The sequence below is a fragment of the Aminobacter sp. 01T433 genome (genome assembly GCF_056398585.1).
Map to the genome: position 1 here is coordinate 14,471 of NZ_JBFTPR010000001.1, position 20,896 is coordinate 35,366.

Consider the following 20,896-nt stretch of genomic DNA (forward strand, 5'->3'; position numbering starts at 1 on the left):
TGTCCTATTCGGCCTTGTCAGCGGTCTCGGCGTTGAGCTGACCGTATTTCTCTTCGCCGATCTCCGCGAGCAGCTGCAGCTGCGTCTCGAGGAAGTCGATGTGACCTTCCTCGTCGGCAAGCAGCTCCTCGAAGAGCTTCATGGATACGTAGTCGCCATGCTGGGAGCAGATGTCCCGTGATTTCTTGTAGGAAGTGCGCGCGTCATACTCGCCGGCGAGATCGCTTTCGAGCACTTCCTTGACGTTCTGGCCAATGCGCAGCGGCGCCAGTGACTGCAGATTTGGGTGGCCTTCGAGGAAGATGATGCGCGCGACAAGCTTGTCGGCGTGGTGCATTTCCTCGATCGATTCAGCGCGTTCCTTCTTGGCCAGCTTGCCGTAGCCCCAGTCCTCAAGCAGGCGGAAGTGCACCCAATATTGGTTGACCGCGCCGAGTTCGAGGAAAAGCGCCTCATTAAGCCGCTCGATGACCTGTTTTTCGCCCTTCATTGATCCTGCTCCCGAATTGGACCCGCAACTCTTTCACACGATCCATGTGTGAAACGATATCCACCCCACTCGCCTCCGAACGAGCGTGATAGGCTTCGGTGACCCGAATGATCGTTTCGACCACATTTGGGAAGCAGCCGCAACAGCGCCCGCGCTTTTGCAGCGTGTGATAGACCTTTGCTGGCACGATCAGGCTCCAGGGATCCCTGTCCAGGAGTTCTATGATCGTATCTTCGATCTCCTTTTGGGTGATCAGGTTGCAATGGCAGATCAGCATAACAGGCTCAGGAATGGCTGGCGGCGCGTTACCGGCGCGCCGCTTGGCTGAAATTATCTAGGTGCGGTCAAGGCTCACTGGAAGACCTTGTCAGGGGAATCGAGGCTGTCCGAGCCCTCGAACGCGATCGCGTCGAGCTTGAGGGCAGCAACCGCGCGCTCGATCGACTTGGTCTGGTCGACAAGGGCGTCGATGGCGGCCTGGACGGTGGCGTTGCCTTCGGCATTGCCTTCGCCGATCTGCTGGTCATAGGCCTCGCCAGCGGCGGCGCGGGCCGCGATCGCCTCCATCTTGACGACAGTCGCGTCAAGCTTGCCCGATAGCTCGGTGTCGAGGGCCGCGTCCGTGCCCTTGACCATGTCCGATACTGACGGGCCTTCGACGGTCGAGCCGTCGATGCGCTTGTAGCTGCCGTGATAGGCGTTGCGGATGCCGATCGCGTCGTAGAGATGAGAGATGTGGGTGTTGTCGGAGAAGCAGTCGTGCTCTTCTTCCGGATCGTGGATCAGCAGGCCGAGCTTCATGCGCTGGCCGGCGAGTTCGCCATAAGACAGCGAGCCCATGCCGGTCAGGATGGCAGAGATGCCAGCGTTGGTTTCGCCGTCGAGCAGCGCCTTGCGGGCCGCGCCATCAGTCTTCCAGTTGCCGACCATCTCTTCGAGATCGGCGACCAGCAGATCGCTGGCGGCATTGAGGTACTGGGCGCGACGGTCGCAATTGCCGCCGGTGCAGTTTGCGGTGTCGTAGTCGGTATAGGGACGTTTGCCGGCACCAGGACCGGTGCCGTTGAGGTCCTGGCCCCACAGCAGGAACTCGATGGCATGGTAGCCGGTGGCGACGTTGGCCTCGATGCCGCCCGCTTCCTGCAAGGTGCCGGACAGGAATTCAGGGGTGATCTTGGAGGCGTCGACCTTCTGGCCGTTGATCTCGATCGAAGGGTTGGCGATCACATTGGCCGTATAGAGGGTGTTCTCGTCGGATTCGGTGCCGTAGCTCTTGTCGACATAGTCTATCAGGCCCTCGTCGAGCGGCCAGGCGTTCACGCGGCCTTCCCAGTCGTCGACGATTGCGTTGCCGAAACGGTAGACCTCGGTCTGCTGGTAGGGGATGCGGGCGGCCTTCCAGGCTTCGCGTGCGGCATTGAGCGTTTCCGCCGACGGCTTGGCGATCAAAGCCTCGACCGCGACGTCGAGTGCCTTGGCTGATGTCAGCGAGTCCTCGTATTTGGCGAGTGCGATGTCGGAATAGGTGGTGAGAACCGCCTTGGCGTCGGTTGCTGCCTTGGCCGGCAGCACGAAGATCGCGGCTGTCAGCGCGGTCGTTGCCGCAACAGCGGCAAGCCTGCCGTAGTGCCGGTTGCGCGAGATGGATGCAGGCATGGTCTCTCCTCAGTGAACCAGATGGCGCCGATACGCGCCGAAAAATCGTGTGCCGGCAGCGCTTTGCTGTATCGGCGGCATGGATTCGAATGAAAGCTCTGGGGCGGCCCGGCTTCGGACATGCGCGTGGTTCGAGGCCCAATTTGGGCGCAGCGCAACCATGCTGCAGGCAATCGCGCACTGGCGCGGTTCAACGAAGGCAGGCACCCGATAGGCTCCAATCGAAAGGGTTAAAGGCCCAAACATCAAAGGCAGGCGCTGTAAAGCACTGCCTCATAAAAGCGTTGTGGTGGCAAAAGTCAACGCGATGTCAGCGAAAAACGTAGCGGTATCAATAGTTTAGAATAATTCTAAACTGAGTTTGTCCAGTTTTCGGCGAGCGAAAACCACCAACTCCTTGATTTGTCGAGATAGGCACCAGACCCTGAGGTATCTTAATGCGCATCGCCTGCGACAACGCGTAGCGGCAGTTCATCTCGCCGCTTGCCGGCCAAATGCCAAGCGTTGCGCTTGACAGGCCGGTATCTGGCTGTCACCGAAAAACCTGTCCTTGGCCCCTTGTGGCCGAGCGGGCCAGCGGCCATTTCCCCGGTAACTCCCCAGCAGCGAGGCGGGCATGAAGAACGGTGTCGTTATTGTCGGTGCAGGCCATGCCGGTGTGCAAGCGGCCGCCAGCCTGCGCGAAGAGGGCTATGACGGTCCGGTCCTGCTCGTCGGCGACGAAAAGGAGCTGCCCTATCACAAGCCGCCGCTGTCCAAGACTTTCATCAAGGACGCCGCCGCCCAGCCGCAGCCATTGCGCGGCGAAATCTTCTACACCGGCCATGCGATCGAACTGCGTCCGGGGACCCTTGTCGCGCGCGTCGATGCCAGCGCACGCTTGCTCGAACTCGCCGGCGGCGGCAACCTTGCCTATGACCATCTGATCCTCGCCACCGGCTCGCGCCCGCGCGTCCTGCCGCTGCCGGGTGCCGACCTCGCCGGCGTCCTGTCGCTGCGCTCGGTCGCCGACGCGCGCCTGATCCGGGACCACAGCGCTGCCTGCGAAGACGTCGTCGTCATCGGTGGCGGCTTCATCGGTCTCGAGATTGCGGCGACGCTTGCGGCTGGCGGTCGTCGCGTCACCGTGGTCGAAGCGCTCGACCGTCTTTTGGGCCGCGCGGTTGCGCCGCTGATCGCCGAGCATGTGCGCAAGCGGCTGGAGGCGTCGGGCGTCCGCATCCTGCTCAAGACCACCATCGATCGCATCGAAGGCGAGGGCGGCCATGTCGCCGGCGTGCTGACCTCGGCTGGCGAAAGGCTGCCGGCCAGGATGGTCATCATCGGCATCGGTGTCGTGCCCAATGTCGAGCTCGCCGAGACGGCGGGGCTGACCATCGCCAACGGCATCCGCGTCGACCAGGCGATGCGCAGCTCAGTGCCGGAAATCCTCGCCATCGGCGACAACGCCAGCTACCGCCACTGGCAGACCGGCGGCGACGTTCGTCTGGAGTCGGTGCAAAATGCCACCGACCAGGCCAAGCTTGCCGCCCGCACCATCGTTGGCCATGACGGCAGCTACGGTGCCGTGCCGTGGTTCTGGTCCGATATCGGCGACATGAAGCTGCAGATGGTGGGCCTCACCGCCGCCAGCGACCGCCAGATCCTGTCGGGCGACACTGCGGAGAACCGCTTTTCGGTGTTCCACTTCATCGGCGACCGGCTCGTCGCCATCGAATCCGTCAACCGCCCGGCCGACCACATGCTCGGCCGCAAGATGCTCGGCCTCGGCTTCTCGCCGACCGCCGAGATGGTTGCGGGCGGAGCGGAGGCGCTGAAGGCGGCACTCGCCGCCCTGCCGCCAGCGGGCTGAAGCACTTCGCCTGGATCGATCCGGGTGAGTTTCGTGAAGGGGGTTGGCCTCTACCCATTCTGGAACGTCGGGATTGGGTCATTGAATGCAAAAGGGCCGCCGAAGCAGCCCTTTTCGACGCAGCGCGTCATCTTGGTTCCTGCATGTGGATGCCGGGACGAATTCGCTGTTGCGTTCCTACGATCCGACTGTGACGACGAAGTGCTTTGTCACCGGCTCAATGATCTTCCAGGTTCCCTTGAAATCCGATTCAACAACAAACGCGTCGCCCGGCCCAACCTCGACTGGCTCGCCACCGTCAGGCGTGATGATGATGCGGCCCGAGATCATGTGGACGAATTCGTAATCTGTGTAGCTTGCATGGTAGGTGCCCGGGGTCGCCTGCCAGGTTCCTGACAGAACCTTCCCGTCCTTGGTCTTGTGCTGGACAGCGGTCTTCATCGTCGGCTGTCCTTCGACCACTACCCATCCTGGCAGGTCGTTGGCGTCGGCGTTTTCCACTTTGCCGAACTTGAGGACGGTCTGGTGTGCCATGTTAAGAAACTCCCATTTTTATCAGACGCTACTCAATACATGACAATTCAGTATCAGGAAACTTAGTTTCCTGATACTGAATTGCTCCTGATGCTTTGCACGCCCTGGGAGCGCAACGGATCGCCACGCTTTCTGGCGGGTCTTTCGCCGTCAATGCCTTGGTTTGCTGAGGCTATCCCTTGATGCCTTGGACTGTTCCCGTTTTCAGCTACACCGCCCGCACTTCGCGGATCGAGGCTTCGAGGATATCGAGCGCCTCGGTCATGACGTCGTCCTGGATGGTGATCGGCGCCAGGAAGCGGATGACGTTGCCGTAGACGCCGCAGGTCAAGAGGATCAGACCCTTTTCCAGCGCCTTGAGCCGCACGGCATTGGCGAATTCGGCCGAGGGCGTGCCTTTCTTCGCATCGTTGAACTCGACCGCGTTCATGAAGCCGGGGCCGCGGATGTCGACGATCTCGGGCACGTCGTCGCGCAAGGATTCCAGCCGCTGCTTGAGCCGGGCGCCGAGCTGGTTGGCGCGGTCGCACAGTTTTTCATCCTCAATGACATCGAGCACGGCATGCGCCGCCGCAACGCCAATCGGGCTGCCGCCATAGGTGCCGCCCAACCCGCCGGGATTGGGCGCATCCATGATCTCGGCGCGGCCGGTCACGGCGGCGAGTGGAAAGCCGCCGGCGAGGCTCTTGGCCATGGTCATCAAGTCGGGTGTGACGTCGTGATGGTCCATGGCAAACATCTTGCCGGTGCGGGCAAAGCCGGTCTGCACCTCGTCGGCGATCAAAAGCATGCCGTGCTGGTCACAGATTCGGCGCAGCGCGGTCATGAAATCACGCGGCACCTCGTAGAAGCCGCCTTCGCCCTGCACCGGCTCGATGATGATGGCGGCCACCCGCGCCGGGTCGACATCGGCCTTGAACAGCCGGTCAAGCGCCGCCAGCGCATCGGCGGTGCTGACACCGTGCAGCGGCACCGGGAAGGGGGCGTGGAATACGTCGCCCGGCATCGCGCCGAAGCCCGCCTTGTAGGGCTGCACCTTGCCGGTCAGCGCCATGCCCATGAAGGTGCGGCCGTGGAAGCCGCCGGCAAAGGCGATCACCGCCTGGCGGCCGGTGGCGCTGCGGGCGATCTTGACCGCGTTTTCGACCGCTTCGGCACCCGTGGTGACGAAAATGGTGCGCTTGTCGCCCTTCATCGGCGCGATGGCGTTGAGCCTCTCGCCGAGGTGGACATAGCTCTCGTAAGGCACGACCTGGTGGCAGGTGTGGGTGAAACGGTCGAGCTGGGCTTTCACCGCCTCGATGACGCGGGGATGGCGGTGGCCGGTGTTGACGACCGCGATGCCGGAGGAGAAATCGATGTAGCGTCGGCCCTCGACATCCCAGATTTCGGAGTTTTCGGCGCGGTCGGCGTAGACCTGTGTCGTCATGCCGACGCCGCGTGCGATGGTCTGCATCTTGCGCTGTGAGATTTCGGCGTTTTTCATCGCTGCTCCTCCAACATTTCAGGCGCCTTGCACGCGCCAGACCGACGCCATATCTGCACCTCTCCTGGTTTTTCACAAGCCGTCACGGTGGCCGAAGGCATTGGTCCTCCTCGACGGAAAAAAATTGCCGACGCCATGTCGGAATCGCTCATACTCGCGCGTCCTAGTCATGAAGGAACTCATTCGATGCTTTACGCCATCCTTTGCTACAACAACGAAGACGTCGTCTGCGCCTGGTCCAAGGAGCAGGACGACGAGGTCATGGCGCGCCTCCAGGTGGTCACCGGCAAGCTCCGCGACCAGGGCCGGCTCGGACCTGTCGCGCGGCTGATGCCGACGACTGCGGCCACGACCTTGCGCAAGGCCAAGGACGAGCCGCTGATCATCGACGGCCCCTTCGCCGAAACCAAGGAACAGCTCCTCGGCTTCTACGTCGTCGACTGCGAGACCCTCGATGATGCCGTCGATGTCGCCAAGGAACTGGCGGAGGCCAATCCCGGCATCGGATCATATGAATTGCGCCCGATCGGCGCGTTTTTCCCCGGAAAAGAGACAAAATGACCGACCCGGCCTGGATCAGCACGGCCCTTTCTTCCGCCCGACCCCAGGCCGTGGCAGCCCTGCTGCGCTACTTCCGCAATCTCGATACGGCGGAAGAGGCGTTTCAGGAGGCCTGCCTGCGCGCGCTGCGGACATGGCCGGAGAAAGGACCGCCGCGTGATCCGGCCGCCTGGCTGATCTTTGTCGGGCGCAATTCCGGCATCGATGCCGCCCGCCGCCAAAGCAAGCAGGCGCCGCTGCCGGCGGAAGAGCTGGTTTCGGACCTCGAGGATGTCGAAGCTGGGATCGCCGAGCGTCTCGACGGCCAGCACTACCGCGACGATATCCTGCGCCTGCTGTTCATCTGCTGCCATCCCGACCTGCCGGCGACGCAACAGGTGGCGCTGGCCTTGCGCATTGTCTCGGGCCTGTCGGTCAAGCAGATCGCGCGCGCCTTCCTTGTCGGTGAAAGTGCCATGGAACAGCGCATCACCCGTGCCAAGGCACGTATCGCCAACGCCGAGGTGCCGTTCGAGGCGCCCGGTCCGGTCGAGCGCTCCGAGCGGGTCGCAGCGGTGCTGGCGATGGTCTATCTCGTCTTCAACGAGGGCTATTCCGCGGGTGCGACCGAAATCGCCAACCGCGCGCCGCTCTGCGAAGAGGCGATCAGGCTGGCGCGGCTGTTGTTGCGCCTGTTCCAGACCGAACCCGAAGTGATGGGCCTGACAGCGCTTCTGCTGCTGCAACATGCCCGCGCCGCCGCCCGCTTCGATGCCGAGGGCGAACTGGTGCTGATGGAGGATCAGAACCGCAGCTTATGGAACCAGGCGTTGATCTCGGAGGGCCTGGCGCTGATCGACAAGGCGATGCGGCATCGCCGCTCGGGGCCCTACCAGATTCAGGCGGCGATCGCTGCCCTTCATGCCCGCGCCGCCCGACCCGAGGACACCGACTGGGCCGAGATCGATCTGCTTTATTCAGTGCTGGAATCGATGACGCCGTCGCCTGTCGTCACCCTCAACCGCGCCGTCGCCTTCGCCAAGCTGCGCGGGCCAGAAGCAGCACTCAAGCTGATCGAGCCGCTGGCGCCGAAGCTCGCGGGCTATTTCCACTTCTTCGGCGTCAGGGGCGGGCTTTTGATGCAGCTCGGCCGCACCGAAGAAGCGCGCGAAGCCTTCGATCGGGCGATTGCGCTCGCCAATACCGCCGCCGAAGCCGCCCATATCCGCATGCATCTCGACCGGCTTTCAGCGCCTTCACCGTCATCGGTGAAGGCGAATAGCAAGGCGCCAAGCCGTCAGCTGCAGTAGCCGCGCGGCAAGGCCGAGACCGCCAGCACGACTACCCGCGAAGCCAATATGGGAAGTGTTCATCCTCCCCTTTGTCGGGAGAGGGTGGCAAGGGCGTCCTCTTCCGGGCCGGGATGTCCACGACCTTGCGATAGAGGTGCCACGTCGCGTGGCCGAGCACCGGTATGACGATGGCGAGGCCCGCCAGCAGCGGCAGGGATCCGATCAGCAGCGCAACCGCGACGATCAGGCCCCACAGGAGCATCGGCACCGGATTGTCACGCACCGCCCGAACCGAGGTCTCGATCGCGACATAGGCACCGACATCGCAGTCGAGCAGCAGTGGAAGGGCAACGACAGTGGTGCAGAGCACCACAAGGGCGAACACGAATCCGATCAGATTGCCCAGGATGATCAGCGTCCAGCCACGCCGGGTGGTGAAGAGATCGCCGAAGAACGATGCCATCGACTGCGGGGCGTCCGGCCCGTAGAGCGAAGTGTAGAGCGCCTGCGCGACCAGGAGCCATGCGACGAAAAGCGCGAGCAGCATGATGCCGATGACCACCATCGCAGGAATGGCCCGCGAACGCCTGACATCGAAGGCATGCTTCCAGGACGTGTCGAGGTTTTGCTCGCGCCTTCGGCTGATCTCGTAGAGGCCGATTCCGAAGAATGGGCCGAGCAAGGCAAAGCCCGACATCAGCGGGAAAATGAGCTGCAGGGCGTTGCCGCCCGATGTCCATGCGATCAGAAACACCCCGATGATCGGGTAGATCAGGCACAGGAAAACGTAATGCGACGGCTTTTCCCAAAAGTCGTCCAAGCCGCGTCGCAGCGCGTCATACACATCCGCGACCGTTATCTTGCGGATGGCGGGATGCTCGAGCTTCTTGGTAGCGCCTGCGTACACGTGGAAACTTGCCATGACCACTCCTCCTTGGGGTGGGTCGCGGCTTGCGTTCGGCATGAGTGGTCACGCCAAACCGCGACCTTCACCATGCCAAATCATAACGCGTTTCGAGTGATTTGACGACCCTGCCGAACATGTGTCGGGGGGCAGGCAAGGTCACCAAGATCAGTGCCTTGCCTGTCGCCAGCGGACCGGAGCGGCGCTCCATGATCCGGCCGCTGAATGGTCCGGTCAGGCGCCGGTGCGCGCCACCACCGGCACGTAGTTTTCGAGTTCCGGCGCGGGGAAGCTGACCGAGCCGCTGATCTCGGCGGAGCGGTAGAGCCCCATCAGGATCTCGACCACCGCGAGACCGTCATGGAAGGTTTCCATCGGTGTTTCGCCTTTGCGGAAGCACTCGACCATGTGACGGTTCTCGTCGGTGTAGCCATAGACGCCTGCCTCGTCTTCCAGCACCGGCATCAGGCCCTGCTCGGCGTTCTGCTTTTCGACCAGATCCTCGCCTTCCTCGCCCTTGACCTCACGCGACATGAAGATCTTGAGCCCGGTGTTGAGCGAGTTGAACTCCATCGCATATTCGGGCCCGAGCAGTTCGAGCTGGATGCGCAGGCCGGCCCCGACATAGGCCCATGAGGTCGTCGCCTCGATGACCAGTTCGTTGCCTTCTTCGTCCTCGAGCAGGATGGTGCCGCGGGCGAAATCTTCCGACGGGCGGTTGCGGTAGTCGACATCGTTGCCGAAGCGCTTGCGCAGCTGGTCGGCATAGTTGGGCCGCGTCCATTTGAGGTTGGCGACGGTGCCGCTGACCTGCTTGACCGTCAGCGACTTGCGCGCCGCGCCCGGCTTGGTCAGCAGGTGGCGGGCCACCTCGACGCTGTGGCACATCATGTCGGACAGCACGCCGCCGCCCTGCTTGTCGCCTTGCCAGAACCAAGGCTCGTGCGGACCAGAATGCTCTTCGGCCGCGCGTGCGAGATAGGGCCGGCCGGTGGCCGAGGCGGCACGGCGCCAGATGATATCCTTGCCGCGAATGACCGGCGTGCAGAACACCTGGTTTTCGAGATAGCCGTGGTTGAGCCCGGCGTCCTCGGCCAGCCGCAGCATCTCGCGCGCTTCGGCGATGGTGCGGGCGAGCGGCTTTTCGCAGGCGACCGCGATGACCTTGCTGCGCCCGGCCTTCACCTCGGCGTGCAGCGTGCGCATCACGTCGAGGCGGGTGTAGTTGGGCGACAGGATCCAGATCGCGTCGACATTGTCGGCATTGACGAGCGATTCCAGGCTGTCGTGGCTGGTGCATTCGCCAAGGCCGAGTTCGGCGACGCGGTTGGCGAAACGGGCGCGGTTCTCGGCCTTGCGGCTGAACACGCCAGTCACGTCGACATTGCGCACGCCCAGCATGCCTTTGAGATGGAACTCCGCGATGAAGCCGCTTCCTACGAAGCCGACGCGCAGCCGCTGTTTGGGCAATCCGGTCATGGTCGATCCTCTTGTCTTGGGTATGAAATTCTGGGGTATGAAATCATCTGGCCGCTGGCGCAGTGGTGCCGCGTATCTTGAGCGTCGTCGGCATCGTCACCGGCTGGCGCGGTGTGAGCCCGCCCGACAGCATGTCGAGCAGCATGGTCATGGCGGCGCGGCCGATCTCGGTGCGCGGCTGGCTGACGGTGGTCAGCGGCGGATAGAAAGCCTCGCTCAGGAACAGGTCGTCGAAGCCGACGACCGAGACGTCGCCCGGCACGTCGAGCCCGAGCTTGCGTAACTGGTGGATGACGCCGAAGGCCATCTCGTCATTGGCAACGAAGATCGCCGTGGGTGGCTCAGGCAGTTCGAACAGCGCCTGGCAAAGGCGCTGGCCGGTGTGCAGCAGATAGTCGCCGACCGGTTCGTAGCCATCCGGGATGGGCAGGCCGGCAGCGGCCAGCGCCTTGCGATAGCCGTCGCGGCGATGGATGCTCATGATCTCCGGCACCGGGCCGGAGATATGGGCGATACGCCTGTGGCCGAGGCCGATCAGATGTTCGACGGCGTTTTGCGCGGCCCCTTCATTGTCGATCAGCACATGCGGAAAGCCGGCGTTCTCGATCGCTTCGAGCGCGACCACGATGGGGGCGTCGGCGATGCTGGCAAGGAAGCCCTCGCGCTCAGGAAGCTTGCCGGTCATCAGGATCATGCCATCGGCATGGCCGTCGCGCAGCATGTCGAAATATTCGACCTCGCGGTCGGAATCATTTTCGGTATTGCCCATCAGAACCGAGTAGCCGGCGGCGCGCGCCGTGGCTTCGACGCCCTTCAGGATTTCCAGATAGAACGGGTTGCCGACGTCGCGCACCACCATCAGCACCGCCATCGCCTTTTGGGTGCGCAGGTTTCGTGCACTGACATTGGGCCGGTAGTTCATCTCACGCGCCAGATCGCGGATGCGGCTCAGCGTCGGCTCGGCCACGAGCCCGCTGTCGGAGAGCGCACGCGAAACGGTGGCCGCGGAAACGCCCAGCCGCTCGGCGATGTCCTTGATCTTGGGACGGTCGTTCATCCGCGCATTGCCCGTCCGCGGCCGTAAAACAGCATCAGCAGCAGAAGCGTGGCGCCGAACACCATCTGCCGCCCGGATTCGTCGATATGCACGGTGGTCAGGATGCCCTGCAGGATGACCAGCAGCACGGCACCCGCCATGGTGCCGGTGTAGCCGCCCTTGCCGCCCGACAGCGGCGTGCCGCCGAAGACCACGGCGATGATCGAGGCCAGCATGTATTGCTCGCCGACATTGGCGAAGGACGAGCCCGAATAGCCAAGCAGGCAGATGCCGGTGAGGGACGCGAACACGCCCGACAGCATGAACAGCGAAATGCGCATGCGCCTGACCGGCACGCCGGCCATGTGGGCGGCCTGCTCATTCGAGCCGATGGCATAGATGCGATGGCCGTAGACGGTGCGGCCGAGCATGAAGGCCATCAGCAGTCCGATCGCCACCCACAGCCAGATGATGCCGGGCAGGCCAAGCAGGAAGGGCTGGGTGACGAAGCGCGAAAGGCCGGGGGCGGCAAAACCGGACGGGATGCCGTTGCGCACGACGACCAGAAGGCCCTGCAGCACGCCGAGCATGCCGAGCGTCATCACCAGTGGCGGAATGCGCAGGAGCGTGACGCCGAGGCCGTTGATCAGGCCGATCACAGCACCGGCCGCCATGCAGGCGAGCACCGCCGGCAGGATGGCGCTGTCAGCACCGTTCATGACGTTGCCGGCGATGATGGCGCTGAGCGAGATCACCCCGCCAACCGACAGGTCGATGCCCTCACGGCCACCCAGTATGACGAGGTTCTGGCCGGCGGCGACGATGCCGAGCAGGGCTGCGACGATCAAAAGCCTGAGGATCTGCTGGCCCGAGGCGAAACCCGGCGACAACACTTCGCCGAGCAGCAGCAGTGCTGCGATCAGGATGAGCGCCACGACCAGCGGCTGCTTGAGGAAGGTCAGCACGGGCGAGGGGGCGGGTGCCGAAGGTGTCTGCGTGGTGGCGGTCATGCGCGCGCCCTCCTGCCAACGAGGACGCCTGCCATCAGCGCCACCAGTATGGCGAGGCCCTGAACCAGGTTCTGCCATTCCGACGGCGTGCCGACGAAGAAGACGAGCGAGTTGATGAGGCCGATGATCAGCGCGCCGATGATCGAGCCGACGACGGTGCCGAAGCCGCCCGAAAGCGCACTGCCGCCAAGCACCACGGCTGCCACCGAAAACAGGGTCATCTTGCCGCCGACCAGCGGGTCGCCGCTGGCCGTGTCGCCGGTGATGCAAAAGGCGGCAAGCGCTGCAAACAGGCCGCACAGCGCATAGCCCTGGATGCGGATCCTGGTGACGGGCAGGCCGCTCTGGAATGCGGCTTGCGCGTCATCGCCGACCGCCAGCAACTGCGTCGACAGCCGGGTGCGGGCGAGCAGATAGAGCACGACGGCCAACACCACCGCTGCGTAGAAGACGAAAGGGATTTCGAAGAAACGTCCGCCATAGGTGCGCCAGAAAGTTGCGGGTGCCGGCGTGCCGGCGACCGGCATGACGTAGAGTGCCAGGCCGGTGAAGAAGATGCTGGTGGCGAAGGTGGCAACGATCGCCTGCAGCCGAAGTGCCGCGACCACGATGCCGTTGACGATGCCGCAGGCAAGGCCGGTGAGCAGGCCGACACCAAGGGCGGCGACAAGGGAAAAGCCGCTGCCGCCCATCTTTTCCATCATCACGACGATGACGACATTGACCAGCGACACGATGGCGCCGACCGACAGGTCGATGTCGCCGGCATAGACGACATAGGTCTGGGCGACGGCGAGAAGCATCAGCGCGAGATAGGTCTTCACCAGCCCGGTGATGCCGATGAAGCTGACACTGCGCGGCTGGTAAAGGCCGTTGAGCGCGAGCAGCACCAGCGCGATCAGCAGTGCTGGCAGGAGGGGATAGCGTTCGACGAGGCGTTTGAGCCCGCCGCCCGGTTTTTGCGTGGGAAGGGTCGCGGCGGTCATCACGCGGCCTCGTAAGCTGCCTGGTAGAGATTGTAGCGCGTGCGATCCGCGCCGGTGAGTTCGCGCCGCACCGCGCCGCCATTGAAGACGAGGATGCGGTCGGCGTTGTTGAGCAGCTCGGCGTCCTCGGAGGAATAGAGCACGATGCCCAGCCCCTCGGCGGCGAGCTTGCGGATCAGCGCAAACAGGTCCGCCTTGGCCGAGAGGTCGATGCCCTTTGTCGGATCGTCGAGCAGCAGAACGTCGGGACGGTCGATCAGCCAGCGCGCGATGACGATTTTCTGCTGGTTGCCGCCCGATAGCGAATTGATCGGGTGGCTGAGCCCGCCAAACTTGGTGTGCAGCGCCTCGAGTGCCGGCTTCACCCGCTCCGCCAGTGCCGATGGCCTGGCGAGGAAAAGCTTCTGCCTGAGATAATGGATCGGCGTGACGTTCTCGAGGATTGGCCGGCCCGAAATGACGCCGTCGCGGCCACGGTCGCCCGAGACATAGGCGCAGCCGCGCCGGATCGCATCGCGCGGGTTCTTGGCCGCGAACGGCGTGCCGTTGAGCATGATTTCGCCCGAGGCGACCGGGTTGACGCCGAAGATGGCGCGCAGCACCGCCGACTGGCCCTGGCCATGCAGCCCGCCAAAGCCGAGGATCTCGCCCTTGGCGACCTCGAAGCCGACATGGGCGAAACCCTTGCCGGAAAGACCTTTCACAGTCAGCACATTTGGCCGCCCGGCGGCAACGGCAGCGGGCGGCGCGCCGTTGCCGGCGGCGAGTTCGTCCTGGCCGCCGACCATCATGCGGATCACCGATGCCGGGTTGGTCTCAGTGATCTTTTCGGTGCCCACTGTCTCGCCGTCGCGGATGACGGTGACGCGGTCGCCGATGGCGAAGATCTCGTCCATGCGGTGCGAGATGAAGATGATGCTGCGGCCTTGTGACTTCAGCTCGCGCAGGATTTCGAAGAAGCGGTCGACCTGGGCGCGATCTAGTGCGGAGGTCGGTTCGTCGAAGATGATGACGGGTGCCTCGGTTGCCAGCGCTTTCATGATCTCGACCAGCTGGCGCTGGTCGGCGCGCAGGTTCTCGACGGTGGTGTCGGCGGCAAAGCTGTCGCCCGAGACGGTGTCGAACAAGGCGATATAGCGTGCGGCGCGGGCCTCCAGCGCTGCGCGATCGACAAAGCCCGCGCGAGTGGTGGGCAGGTCCGGAAGGCAGATGTTTTCCGCGACCGTGCGGTGAGCGGCGAGGCTGAGTTCCTGGTAGAAGATGCCGATGCCGTGGTCGCGCGCCGAACGTGGGCCGGTGATGGTGACGGGCTTGCCGTCGATCAATATCTCGCCGCCGTCCGGCCGGACGCTGCCCGCAAGGACCTTGCACAGCGTGCTCTTGCCCGAACCGTTCGAGCCGATCAGCACATGCACCTCGCCGGCGTCGATCGAAAGGTCGCCGCGGCGTAAGGCAAGGGTGGCGCCGTAAGCTTTGCTTACGCCGCGGAGCTCAATTTTAGACATGGTGGTGGCTTCCCTGGACAAGGTCGGTCCGGGGGCGCCTGCTCGGCACGCGCCCCCGGCTTGGGAGGAAGCTTACTTGAAGAGCTTCTCGGCGTCTTCGATGGAAAGCTGGGTGGTATAGGAGAAGTAGCCCGGCTTGCCTTCCAGTTCCTTGGCGGCCTGATCGACGTTCTTGGAGTCGATGAACGGGATCGGCAGGTACATGGCGTTCTTGTACTGGCCAGCCGTTGCCGGCTCCTTCAGTTCCTTGCCCTGGAGCATCAGGACGGCGACGTTGAGCGCGCTGGCCATGACGCCGGGCGGGTTCACCGAAGCGCCGGAGTTCAGCTTGTCCTTGACCCACAGGTCGATGAAGTCCTTGCGGATTTCGCCGGTGGCGGCGATCGACGACTGCTTCTTGGCATCGATGATCGACTTCCAGGCACCCGCTGCCATGCCGTCCTGCACCCAAACGCCGTTGATGTCGGGGTTGGTGGCGAGCAGGTTCTGCATCGCCTGCTGGCCCTGCGCCTGATCCCAGTTGGCGTTGACTTCATTGACGATCTTGATGTCCGGGTACTGGCCGAACACTTCCTTGTAGCCGGCGACGCGCATCTCGTTGGCCGGGTGGCCGGCGACGCCGTTGATGGCAACGACATTGCCCTTGCCGCCGAGCGTTTCAGCGAGCCACTTGGCGCCCGCAGCACCCCATGCCTTCTGGTCGATGCCGACATAGGTGGCGTCGGGCGACGACACTTCGGCGTCGGTCGAGATCACCAGGATGCCGGCTTCCTTGGCCTGGGCGAAGACCGGATCGAACGCGGTGGGGCTGTTCGGATTGATGATGATGGCGTTGACGCCCTCGCTGATGAAGTTGCGGACATGCGCGATCTGGCCGGGCACGTCGACATTGGCGCTCTGCACAACGACCTCGACATTGACGCCCTTGTCCTTCCAGGCGGCGGCCGCGGCCTGCGCCTGCTCGATCATCTGCGTGCGCCACTCGCTGCCGACCCAGCCATTCGACAGGCCGATCTTGAAGTCGGCCGCCTGGGTCGAAAACGCCGATACGGCCAACGCCGCGACGGTGGTTAAGGCAAATGCTGCAAATTTCTTCATGAATTCCTCCCGATGCAAAAACTGCTGCATCAGATGATAGTCAGAAAATGTAATCGATTTCAATCGCCATTTTTCAAGGGTTTTCGGAATTTCGAGTGTGTCAAAATGAGGTGCTGGGCGATGGCCGCCGGGTTGCTGGCGCAGCCTTTGCTTGGCAAAGCCAACCGGCTCGGGCGCATATGTCTCGACAATGACGGCGTCGGAGATTAGGCAGACCGGAAAATCGCTCTGCATCCTTCGGAAAGGCCTGAACGTGAGCAACAAGACCCTTATCGCGCCTTCGGTGCTGTCGTCGGACTTCTCCAAACTCGGTGACGAGGTCGAGGCAATCGTCGCCGCTGGCGCCGACTGGATCCATCTCGACGTCATGGACGGCCATTTCGTCCCCAACATCACCTTCGGCCCGCCTGTTATCAAGGCGATCCGCAACCGCACCGACAAGGTGTTCGATTGCCATCTGATGATCACGCCCGCCGACCCTTACCTTGCCGCCTTCGCCGACGCCGGCTGCGACATCATCACGGTGCATGCCGAGGCCGGCCCGCATCTCGACCGCTCGCTGCAGACCATCCGCAATCTGGGCAAGAAGGCGGGTGTGTCGCTCAATCCATCGACGCCGGAATCGGTGATCGAATATGTGCTCGACCGGCTCGACCTCGTGCTTTTGATGACCGTCAATCCGGGCTTTGGCGGCCAAGCCTTCATTCCGGCGGTCATCGACAAGGTCAAGCGGGTCAAGGCGATGATCGGCAATCGCCCGATCGACATCGAGATCGATGGTGGTGTCACCGCCGAAACCGCACCGCTGGTCACCGCTGCCGGCGCCAATGTGCTGGTCGCCGGCAATGCCGTGTTCAAGGGCGGGCCTTTGGCCTATGCCGCGAATATCGAGGCGATCCGCGCGGCTGCTGACAAGGCTGCGATCTGAGCTAGAGAACTCGCCCCTCACCCTTACCTTCTCCCCGTGAAGAACGGGGCGAGGGGGGCGTCAGCGTTGCCGCTATCCTCCTTCTCCCCGTCATTACGGGGAGAAGGTCCGGCAGGGGATGAGGGGCAGCTCGGAGCTTGGCGGAAGCGACCTAAGCCGCAAACACCTTGTTGCCGTCGATCCAGGTGCCCGACACGGCAAGCGTGTCGGTGAGCTGGACGATGTTGGCGGCAAAGCCCTTGAGCAGGCGGCCGAGATGCTTGTCCTGGCCGACAGCTTCGGCCGGATAGAGCGAGGCCATGCGCAGCGCTTCGCCGAGCTCCATGCCGATCTTTTCGTGCATGAAGCGCACCGCAGAGATCATGTCGAGATCAGCGCCCGCAAGCGTGCCGTCTTCCAGCGTCAGGCGGCCGTTTTCGCGCTTGATGGTCCTACCGTTCAACACAAACGACTTCATGTCGGTGCCGATCGTCGCCATGGCGTCGGTGACCAAGAAGATGCGGGCCGGGCCATTCTTGGCGCGCAGCGCGATGGCCATCGTTGCCGGGTCGACATGGATGCCGTCGGCGATCAGGCCGGCCGAGAACGTCCCGATATCGACAGCGGCACCGGCAAGGCCCGGTTCGCGATTGCCGATCTGGCTCATCGCGTTGAACAGATGCGTTGCCATCGTGGCACCCGCCTCGGCATATTGCTTTGCCGTGCGATAGTTCGTGTCGGTGTGGCCGAGGCTGACCACGATGCCGGCGTCGGCCAGCGCCTTGACCTGAGCCGGGGTGACCGATTCCGTCGCCACAGTGGTCAAAAGTACCGGCATCGTCGAGCGCGCGGCGATCAGGGCTGCCTGCTCCGCCTCGTCCATCGGGTGGATCAGCCTGGGATCATGCGCGCCCTTGCGGGCGAGCGACAAATGTGGCCCTTCGAGATGTAGCCCGAGGAAGCCCGGGACCTTCCTTTTCGCCGCATCGGCACCTGCCGCGATCGTCGCGCGCGTGATCTCGGGCGTGTCGGTGATCAGCGTCGGCAGCACTGCTGTGGTGCCGAACGGCATCTGCGCCTTGCAGATGATGTCGAGCGTGTCGACGTCAGGCTTGTCGTTGAGCATCAGCCCGCCGCCGCCATTGACCTGAAGGTCGATGAAGCCGGGGACGAGCATGGCGCCGCCATCGGTGACAGCAACGCCAGCCGGCACGGCGGCGCGCTTGACGATGCCCTCGACCAGCCCGTCGATGACGATCAGCGCGGCATCTTCATGCCACGCCTCTCCGTCGAAGATTCGTGCCGCACCTATGGCAAAACGATTGGTCATATCGTTTCGGTCACTTTCCGCAGGTTTCGCGGGCTGTCGGGGTCGAGGCCGCGATGGCGGGCAAATGCCTCGACGAAGCCGTAGAAGGAGGCGATCAGCATCAGCGGATCGGTCAGCGGGTGGCCGGTGGCGACATGCGGCAGCACCTTGGCTTGCTTGGCCAATGCCGAGGTGATGTGGATGGCGGCACCGCGCGCGGCAAGCCCGTCGGCTGCTTCGGCGATCGATGGCTCGGAGGCGTCGCGGGCGGCAAGCGCCAGCACCGGGAAGCCCGGCCGCACCAGCGCCAGCGGGCCGTGCATCACTTCAGCGGCACTGTAGGATTCCGCGTGCATGGCGCAGGTTTCCTTGAACTTCAGTGCTGCCTCGTTGGCGATGGCAAAGGACGGGCCACGGCCGAGGATGAACAGCGAGTTGGTGTCGTCCCTCAGCTCGTCGGCGATGCCCATCCAGTCGCAGTCGACCGCCTGGGCAAAGTAGCCGGGCAGGGCCTTGAGCGCGTCGAGCAGCTTGTCGTCGCCGGTCCAGTGGCCAAGTATGGCAAGGCCGGCGACCGCCGAGTTGACGAAGGTCTTGGTCGCCGCCACGCTCTTTTCGGTGCCGGCAAGGATGTCGATGGCATGGTCGGACGCGACCGCCAGCGGCGAGCCGGCGGTGTTGGTCAAGGCAATCGTCAGCGCGCCGCCGGCGCGCGCGCCTTCGGCCATGGCAACGATGTCGGGGCTTTTGCCCGACTGCGAAATGGCAAGGCAGGCCGAGTCGGCGAGCTTGAGCTTGGCGCCGTAGATCGACGAGATCGACGGGCCGATCGAAGCCACGGGAAGTCCCGCGGTCAGTTCGATGGCGTATTTGAGGAAGGAGGCCGCGTGGTCGGACGAGCCGCGTGCCACAGTGGTGATGAAGCGCGGTGCCGCGCTCTTGAGGTGCAGGCCGGTTTCGGCGAGTTCCTTGGCGGAACCTTCGAGCAGGCGCGCTGTGGCCTCGGGGATTTCGGCGATTTCGCGCCGCATGTGCGTTGTCGCGTTCAAGCAATGTCTCCTTCTTGCCCATCCGGGCCAGGTAGCCTTAGTTCGGCGACGAAATCATAGGCGTCGCCACGATAGATCGACTTGGTGAACTCGATCACCTTGCCGCTGGCAAGGTATGAGATGCGCTCGATCTGCAGACAGGCCGAGCCAGCCGGCACCAGCAGCAGCTTAGCCTCGGCCTCGCCGAGATTGACCGCCGAGATGCGCTGTACGGCACGCACCGGCCGGTGGCCAGTCTTGCCCAGTGCCATATAGAGCGAAGATGTGACTTCACGAGGGTCGGCGAGCACCGAAGCCGAGATGGCCGCGCGCTCGATCGCCAAGGGTGTTTCGTCGGCGATGCGCAGGCGGCTCAGCCGTGACACCAGCTCGCTGGCCGACAGCCCAAGCACCATCATCTCGTCTGGAGAAGGCGGGTAGACGCCACGGTCGAGCCATTGCGAACGGGCCGCCATGCCGCGCCGGGCCATGTCTTCGGTGAACGATGTCAGTCGCGACAGCGACTGCTCGACGCGTTCCATGCGCGGTGCAACGAAGGTGCCCGAACCGTGGCGCTGGACCAGCACGCCCGACTTGACCAGATCCTGCACCGCCTTGCGTACGGTGACGCGCGAGATGTCGGCCTGGGCTGCGATATCGCGTTCCGAAGGCAGGGCGTCGCCGGGGCCGATCAGCCCGCGCTTGACCGCTTCTTCGATGTTCTTCTTAAGCTGGAGATAAAGCGGTGCGCCACTTTGGGTGACGTCGCGCAGGGCAGCGAAAATGCGTTCGGCGGTATCATCCATGGCTGGCTCCCGCCTTGCCGAATCTTTTTGCCGCCATCATCACGGCACCTCCGAGTGCGTCCTGCAGCGGTGGATGCATGATCGCGCGATAGCGTTTTGACAGCAGTGGCGCATAGAGGCCGGCGAGCCCGCCAAGAAGGCAAAGCCGCTGGGGAGACGACAGGTCGAAAACCGCAAGCGTTTCCTCGACGTCGAAAACCGCGCGCTCGACCAGTTTTTGGCCGACGGCGTCGCCTTTGGCGGCGTGTTCGAACACCATTGGCGCGAATGTGCCGTAGTCGCTGGGTTTGGCTGCGGTGGTGAACTCGACGATGTCGCTTGGGTTGCCGTTGAAACGCTCGAGCATGATGTCGGTCAACGTCGAACCAGCATGGATCTTGTCGTAGACGAGCAACGTTTCCTGTAGCAGGTCGCGACCGATGCGTGCGCCGCTGCCGAGATCGCCGACCTGAAACCCCCAGCCGCCGATCGGACGCAGCTGTCCTTGCTGGCGTGCGAGGTAAACGGTGCCGGTTCCAAGGGCTGCGATGGCGCCGTCATGCGCGCCGAGCGCGCCCTCCAGCGAGATCAGAGAATCGTTTTCGACAGCGCTGTTTCGGAACGGCAGCATGGCTTCGAGCCGCTGCTTGTAGTCGCCGACATTGGCGCCGGCGAGGCCAAGCACGGCGTCGCTCGAAGCGATCAATGCGGGGTCGCGGCCGGCGTCGATGAATGCCAGGCGGGCGGCCTCAACGATATTGTCACAAGCACCAGCAAGGTCGGTGCGGATGTTGGCCGGCCCACCTCGTCCGCGACCCAAGATGTCGCCGGTTTGGGTGGCCAGTGCGGCCCGGCAGCCGGTGCCGCCACCATCTATCCCGAGCACAAGATCCACGGCGTTTTCTCCTCGCCACCGATAATACCAATAAAATACCAATAGCCAAGCTTTAAATTCCGGCCGCCGGATCGGAATCCGCATTCGATTGAATTGTATAGATT

Annotated in this window: 20 protein-coding genes; 4 read left to right on the forward strand and 16 right to left on the reverse strand. The window is 63.7% G+C overall.

Features of this window, described 5'->3' with window-relative positions; all coding sequences use genetic code 11:
* Positions 1 to 4 precede the first annotated feature (4 nt).
* The 3 genes from bfr to AC1DLV_RS00090 form a co-directional block, all read right to left on the reverse strand.
* Positions 5 to 490 carry a bacterioferritin gene (gene bfr / locus AC1DLV_RS00080; RefSeq protein ID WP_476781712.1) on the reverse strand — a complete coding sequence of 162 codons (486 nt, stop codon included), beginning with the start codon at positions 488 to 490 and terminating at the stop codon, positions 5 to 7.
* On the reverse strand, positions 456 to 767 hold the full coding sequence (locus AC1DLV_RS00085) for a bacterioferritin-associated ferredoxin (protein ID WP_476800574.1): 312 nt from the start codon (positions 765 to 767) through the stop codon (positions 456 to 458). The genes bfr and AC1DLV_RS00085 overlap by 35 nt, the downstream gene beginning before the upstream one ends.
* 74 nt (positions 768 to 841) lie before the next feature.
* Positions 842 to 2,146 carry an imelysin family protein gene (locus AC1DLV_RS00090; RefSeq protein WP_476800573.1) on the reverse strand — a complete coding sequence of 435 codons (1,305 nt, stop codon included), beginning with the start codon at positions 2,144 to 2,146 and terminating at the stop codon, positions 842 to 844.
* Between the two features lie 616 nt (positions 2,147 to 2,762).
* Between AC1DLV_RS00090 and AC1DLV_RS00095 the strand changes: the two genes are divergently transcribed.
* The gene (locus AC1DLV_RS00095; RefSeq protein WP_476800572.1) at positions 2,763 to 3,998 is read left to right on the forward strand and encodes an NAD(P)/FAD-dependent oxidoreductase; all 1,236 of its coding nucleotides are present in this window, start codon (positions 2,763 to 2,765) and stop codon (positions 3,996 to 3,998) included.
* 177 nt (positions 3,999 to 4,175) lie between these two features.
* Here the strand turns inward: AC1DLV_RS00095 and AC1DLV_RS00100 are convergent, their stop codons facing one another.
* Entirely contained in the window at positions 4,176 to 4,532 is a 357-nt protein-coding gene (locus AC1DLV_RS00100; protein ID WP_476800571.1) for a cupin domain-containing protein, read from the reverse strand.
* Positions 4,533 to 4,740: 208 nt separating this feature from the next.
* Positions 4,741 to 6,018 (reverse strand): 4-aminobutyrate--2-oxoglutarate transaminase, encoded by a 1,278-nt coding sequence (locus AC1DLV_RS00105; protein WP_476800570.1) that lies wholly within the window; start codon positions 6,016 to 6,018, stop codon positions 4,741 to 4,743.
* 186 nt (positions 6,019 to 6,204) lie between these two features.
* On the opposite strand from AC1DLV_RS00105, the gene AC1DLV_RS00110 reads away from it, so the two are divergent.
* Positions 6,205 to 6,579 (forward strand): YciI family protein, encoded by a 375-nt coding sequence (locus AC1DLV_RS00110; RefSeq protein ID WP_476800569.1) that lies wholly within the window; start codon positions 6,205 to 6,207, stop codon positions 6,577 to 6,579.
* Complete coding sequence (locus AC1DLV_RS00115) at positions 6,576 to 7,868, forward strand: RNA polymerase sigma factor (protein ID WP_476800568.1); 1,293 nt, start codon at positions 6,576 to 6,578, stop codon at positions 7,866 to 7,868. The genes AC1DLV_RS00110 and AC1DLV_RS00115 overlap by 4 nt, the downstream gene beginning before the upstream one ends.
* Before the next feature lie 31 nt (positions 7,869 to 7,899).
* On the opposite strand, the gene AC1DLV_RS00120 is transcribed toward AC1DLV_RS00115, so the two are convergent.
* From AC1DLV_RS00120 to AC1DLV_RS00150, 7 genes are all read right to left on the reverse strand, one after another.
* Positions 7,900 to 8,772 carry a DUF2189 domain-containing protein gene (locus AC1DLV_RS00120; RefSeq protein ID WP_476800567.1) on the reverse strand — a complete coding sequence of 291 codons (873 nt, stop codon included), beginning with the start codon at positions 8,770 to 8,772 and terminating at the stop codon, positions 7,900 to 7,902.
* A gap of 216 nt (positions 8,773 to 8,988) precedes the next feature.
* The gene (locus AC1DLV_RS00125) at positions 8,989 to 10,233 is read right to left on the reverse strand and encodes a Gfo/Idh/MocA family protein (RefSeq protein ID WP_476800566.1); all 1,245 of its coding nucleotides are present in this window, start codon (positions 10,231 to 10,233) and stop codon (positions 8,989 to 8,991) included.
* 43 nt (positions 10,234 to 10,276) lie between these two features.
* The gene (locus tag AC1DLV_RS00130) at positions 10,277 to 11,290 is read right to left on the reverse strand and encodes a LacI family DNA-binding transcriptional regulator (RefSeq protein WP_476800565.1); all 1,014 of its coding nucleotides are present in this window, start codon (positions 11,288 to 11,290) and stop codon (positions 10,277 to 10,279) included.
* Positions 11,287 to 12,279, reverse strand: a complete 993-nt coding sequence (locus AC1DLV_RS00135) for an ABC transporter permease (protein WP_476800564.1) — start codon at positions 12,277 to 12,279, stop codon at positions 11,287 to 11,289. Before AC1DLV_RS00135 ends, AC1DLV_RS00130 begins: the two co-directional genes overlap by 4 nt.
* Positions 12,276 to 13,268 carry an ABC transporter permease gene (locus AC1DLV_RS00140; protein WP_476800563.1) on the reverse strand — a complete coding sequence of 331 codons (993 nt, stop codon included), beginning with the start codon at positions 13,266 to 13,268 and terminating at the stop codon, positions 12,276 to 12,278. Before AC1DLV_RS00140 ends, AC1DLV_RS00135 begins: the two co-directional genes overlap by 4 nt.
* Entirely contained in the window at positions 13,265 to 14,770 is a 1,506-nt protein-coding gene (locus AC1DLV_RS00145) for a sugar ABC transporter ATP-binding protein (RefSeq protein ID WP_476800562.1), read from the reverse strand. Before AC1DLV_RS00145 ends, AC1DLV_RS00140 begins: the two co-directional genes overlap by 4 nt.
* 72 nt (positions 14,771 to 14,842) lie before the next feature.
* Positions 14,843 to 15,868 carry a substrate-binding domain-containing protein gene (locus tag AC1DLV_RS00150; protein WP_476800561.1) on the reverse strand — a complete coding sequence of 342 codons (1,026 nt, stop codon included), beginning with the start codon at positions 15,866 to 15,868 and terminating at the stop codon, positions 14,843 to 14,845.
* A 253-nt stretch (positions 15,869 to 16,121) separates the two neighbouring features.
* On the opposite strand from AC1DLV_RS00150, the gene rpe reads away from it, so the two are divergent.
* Positions 16,122 to 16,796 carry a ribulose-phosphate 3-epimerase gene (gene rpe, locus AC1DLV_RS00155; RefSeq protein WP_476800560.1) on the forward strand — a complete coding sequence of 225 codons (675 nt, stop codon included), beginning with the start codon at positions 16,122 to 16,124 and terminating at the stop codon, positions 16,794 to 16,796.
* 151 nt (positions 16,797 to 16,947) lie between these two features.
* Here the strand turns inward: rpe and nagA are convergent, their stop codons facing one another.
* From nagA to AC1DLV_RS00175, 4 genes are read right to left on the reverse strand one after another with little or no spacing between them, the layout of a single operon-like run.
* Complete coding sequence (gene nagA, locus AC1DLV_RS00160; RefSeq protein WP_476800559.1) at positions 16,948 to 18,105, reverse strand: N-acetylglucosamine-6-phosphate deacetylase; 1,158 nt, start codon at positions 18,103 to 18,105, stop codon at positions 16,948 to 16,950.
* Positions 18,102 to 19,115 carry an SIS domain-containing protein gene (locus tag AC1DLV_RS00165; protein ID WP_476800597.1) on the reverse strand — a complete coding sequence of 338 codons (1,014 nt, stop codon included), beginning with the start codon at positions 19,113 to 19,115 and terminating at the stop codon, positions 18,102 to 18,104. Before AC1DLV_RS00165 ends, nagA begins: the two co-directional genes overlap by 4 nt.
* Positions 19,116 to 19,129: 14 nt before the next feature.
* Complete coding sequence (locus tag AC1DLV_RS00170) at positions 19,130 to 19,918, reverse strand: GntR family transcriptional regulator (protein ID WP_476800558.1); 789 nt, start codon at positions 19,916 to 19,918, stop codon at positions 19,130 to 19,132.
* Positions 19,911 to 20,792 (reverse strand): glucosamine kinase nucleotide-binding domain-containing protein, encoded by an 882-nt coding sequence (locus tag AC1DLV_RS00175; protein WP_476800557.1) that lies wholly within the window; start codon positions 20,790 to 20,792, stop codon positions 19,911 to 19,913. Before AC1DLV_RS00175 ends, AC1DLV_RS00170 begins: the two co-directional genes overlap by 8 nt.
* Positions 20,793 to 20,896 lie beyond the last annotated feature (104 nt).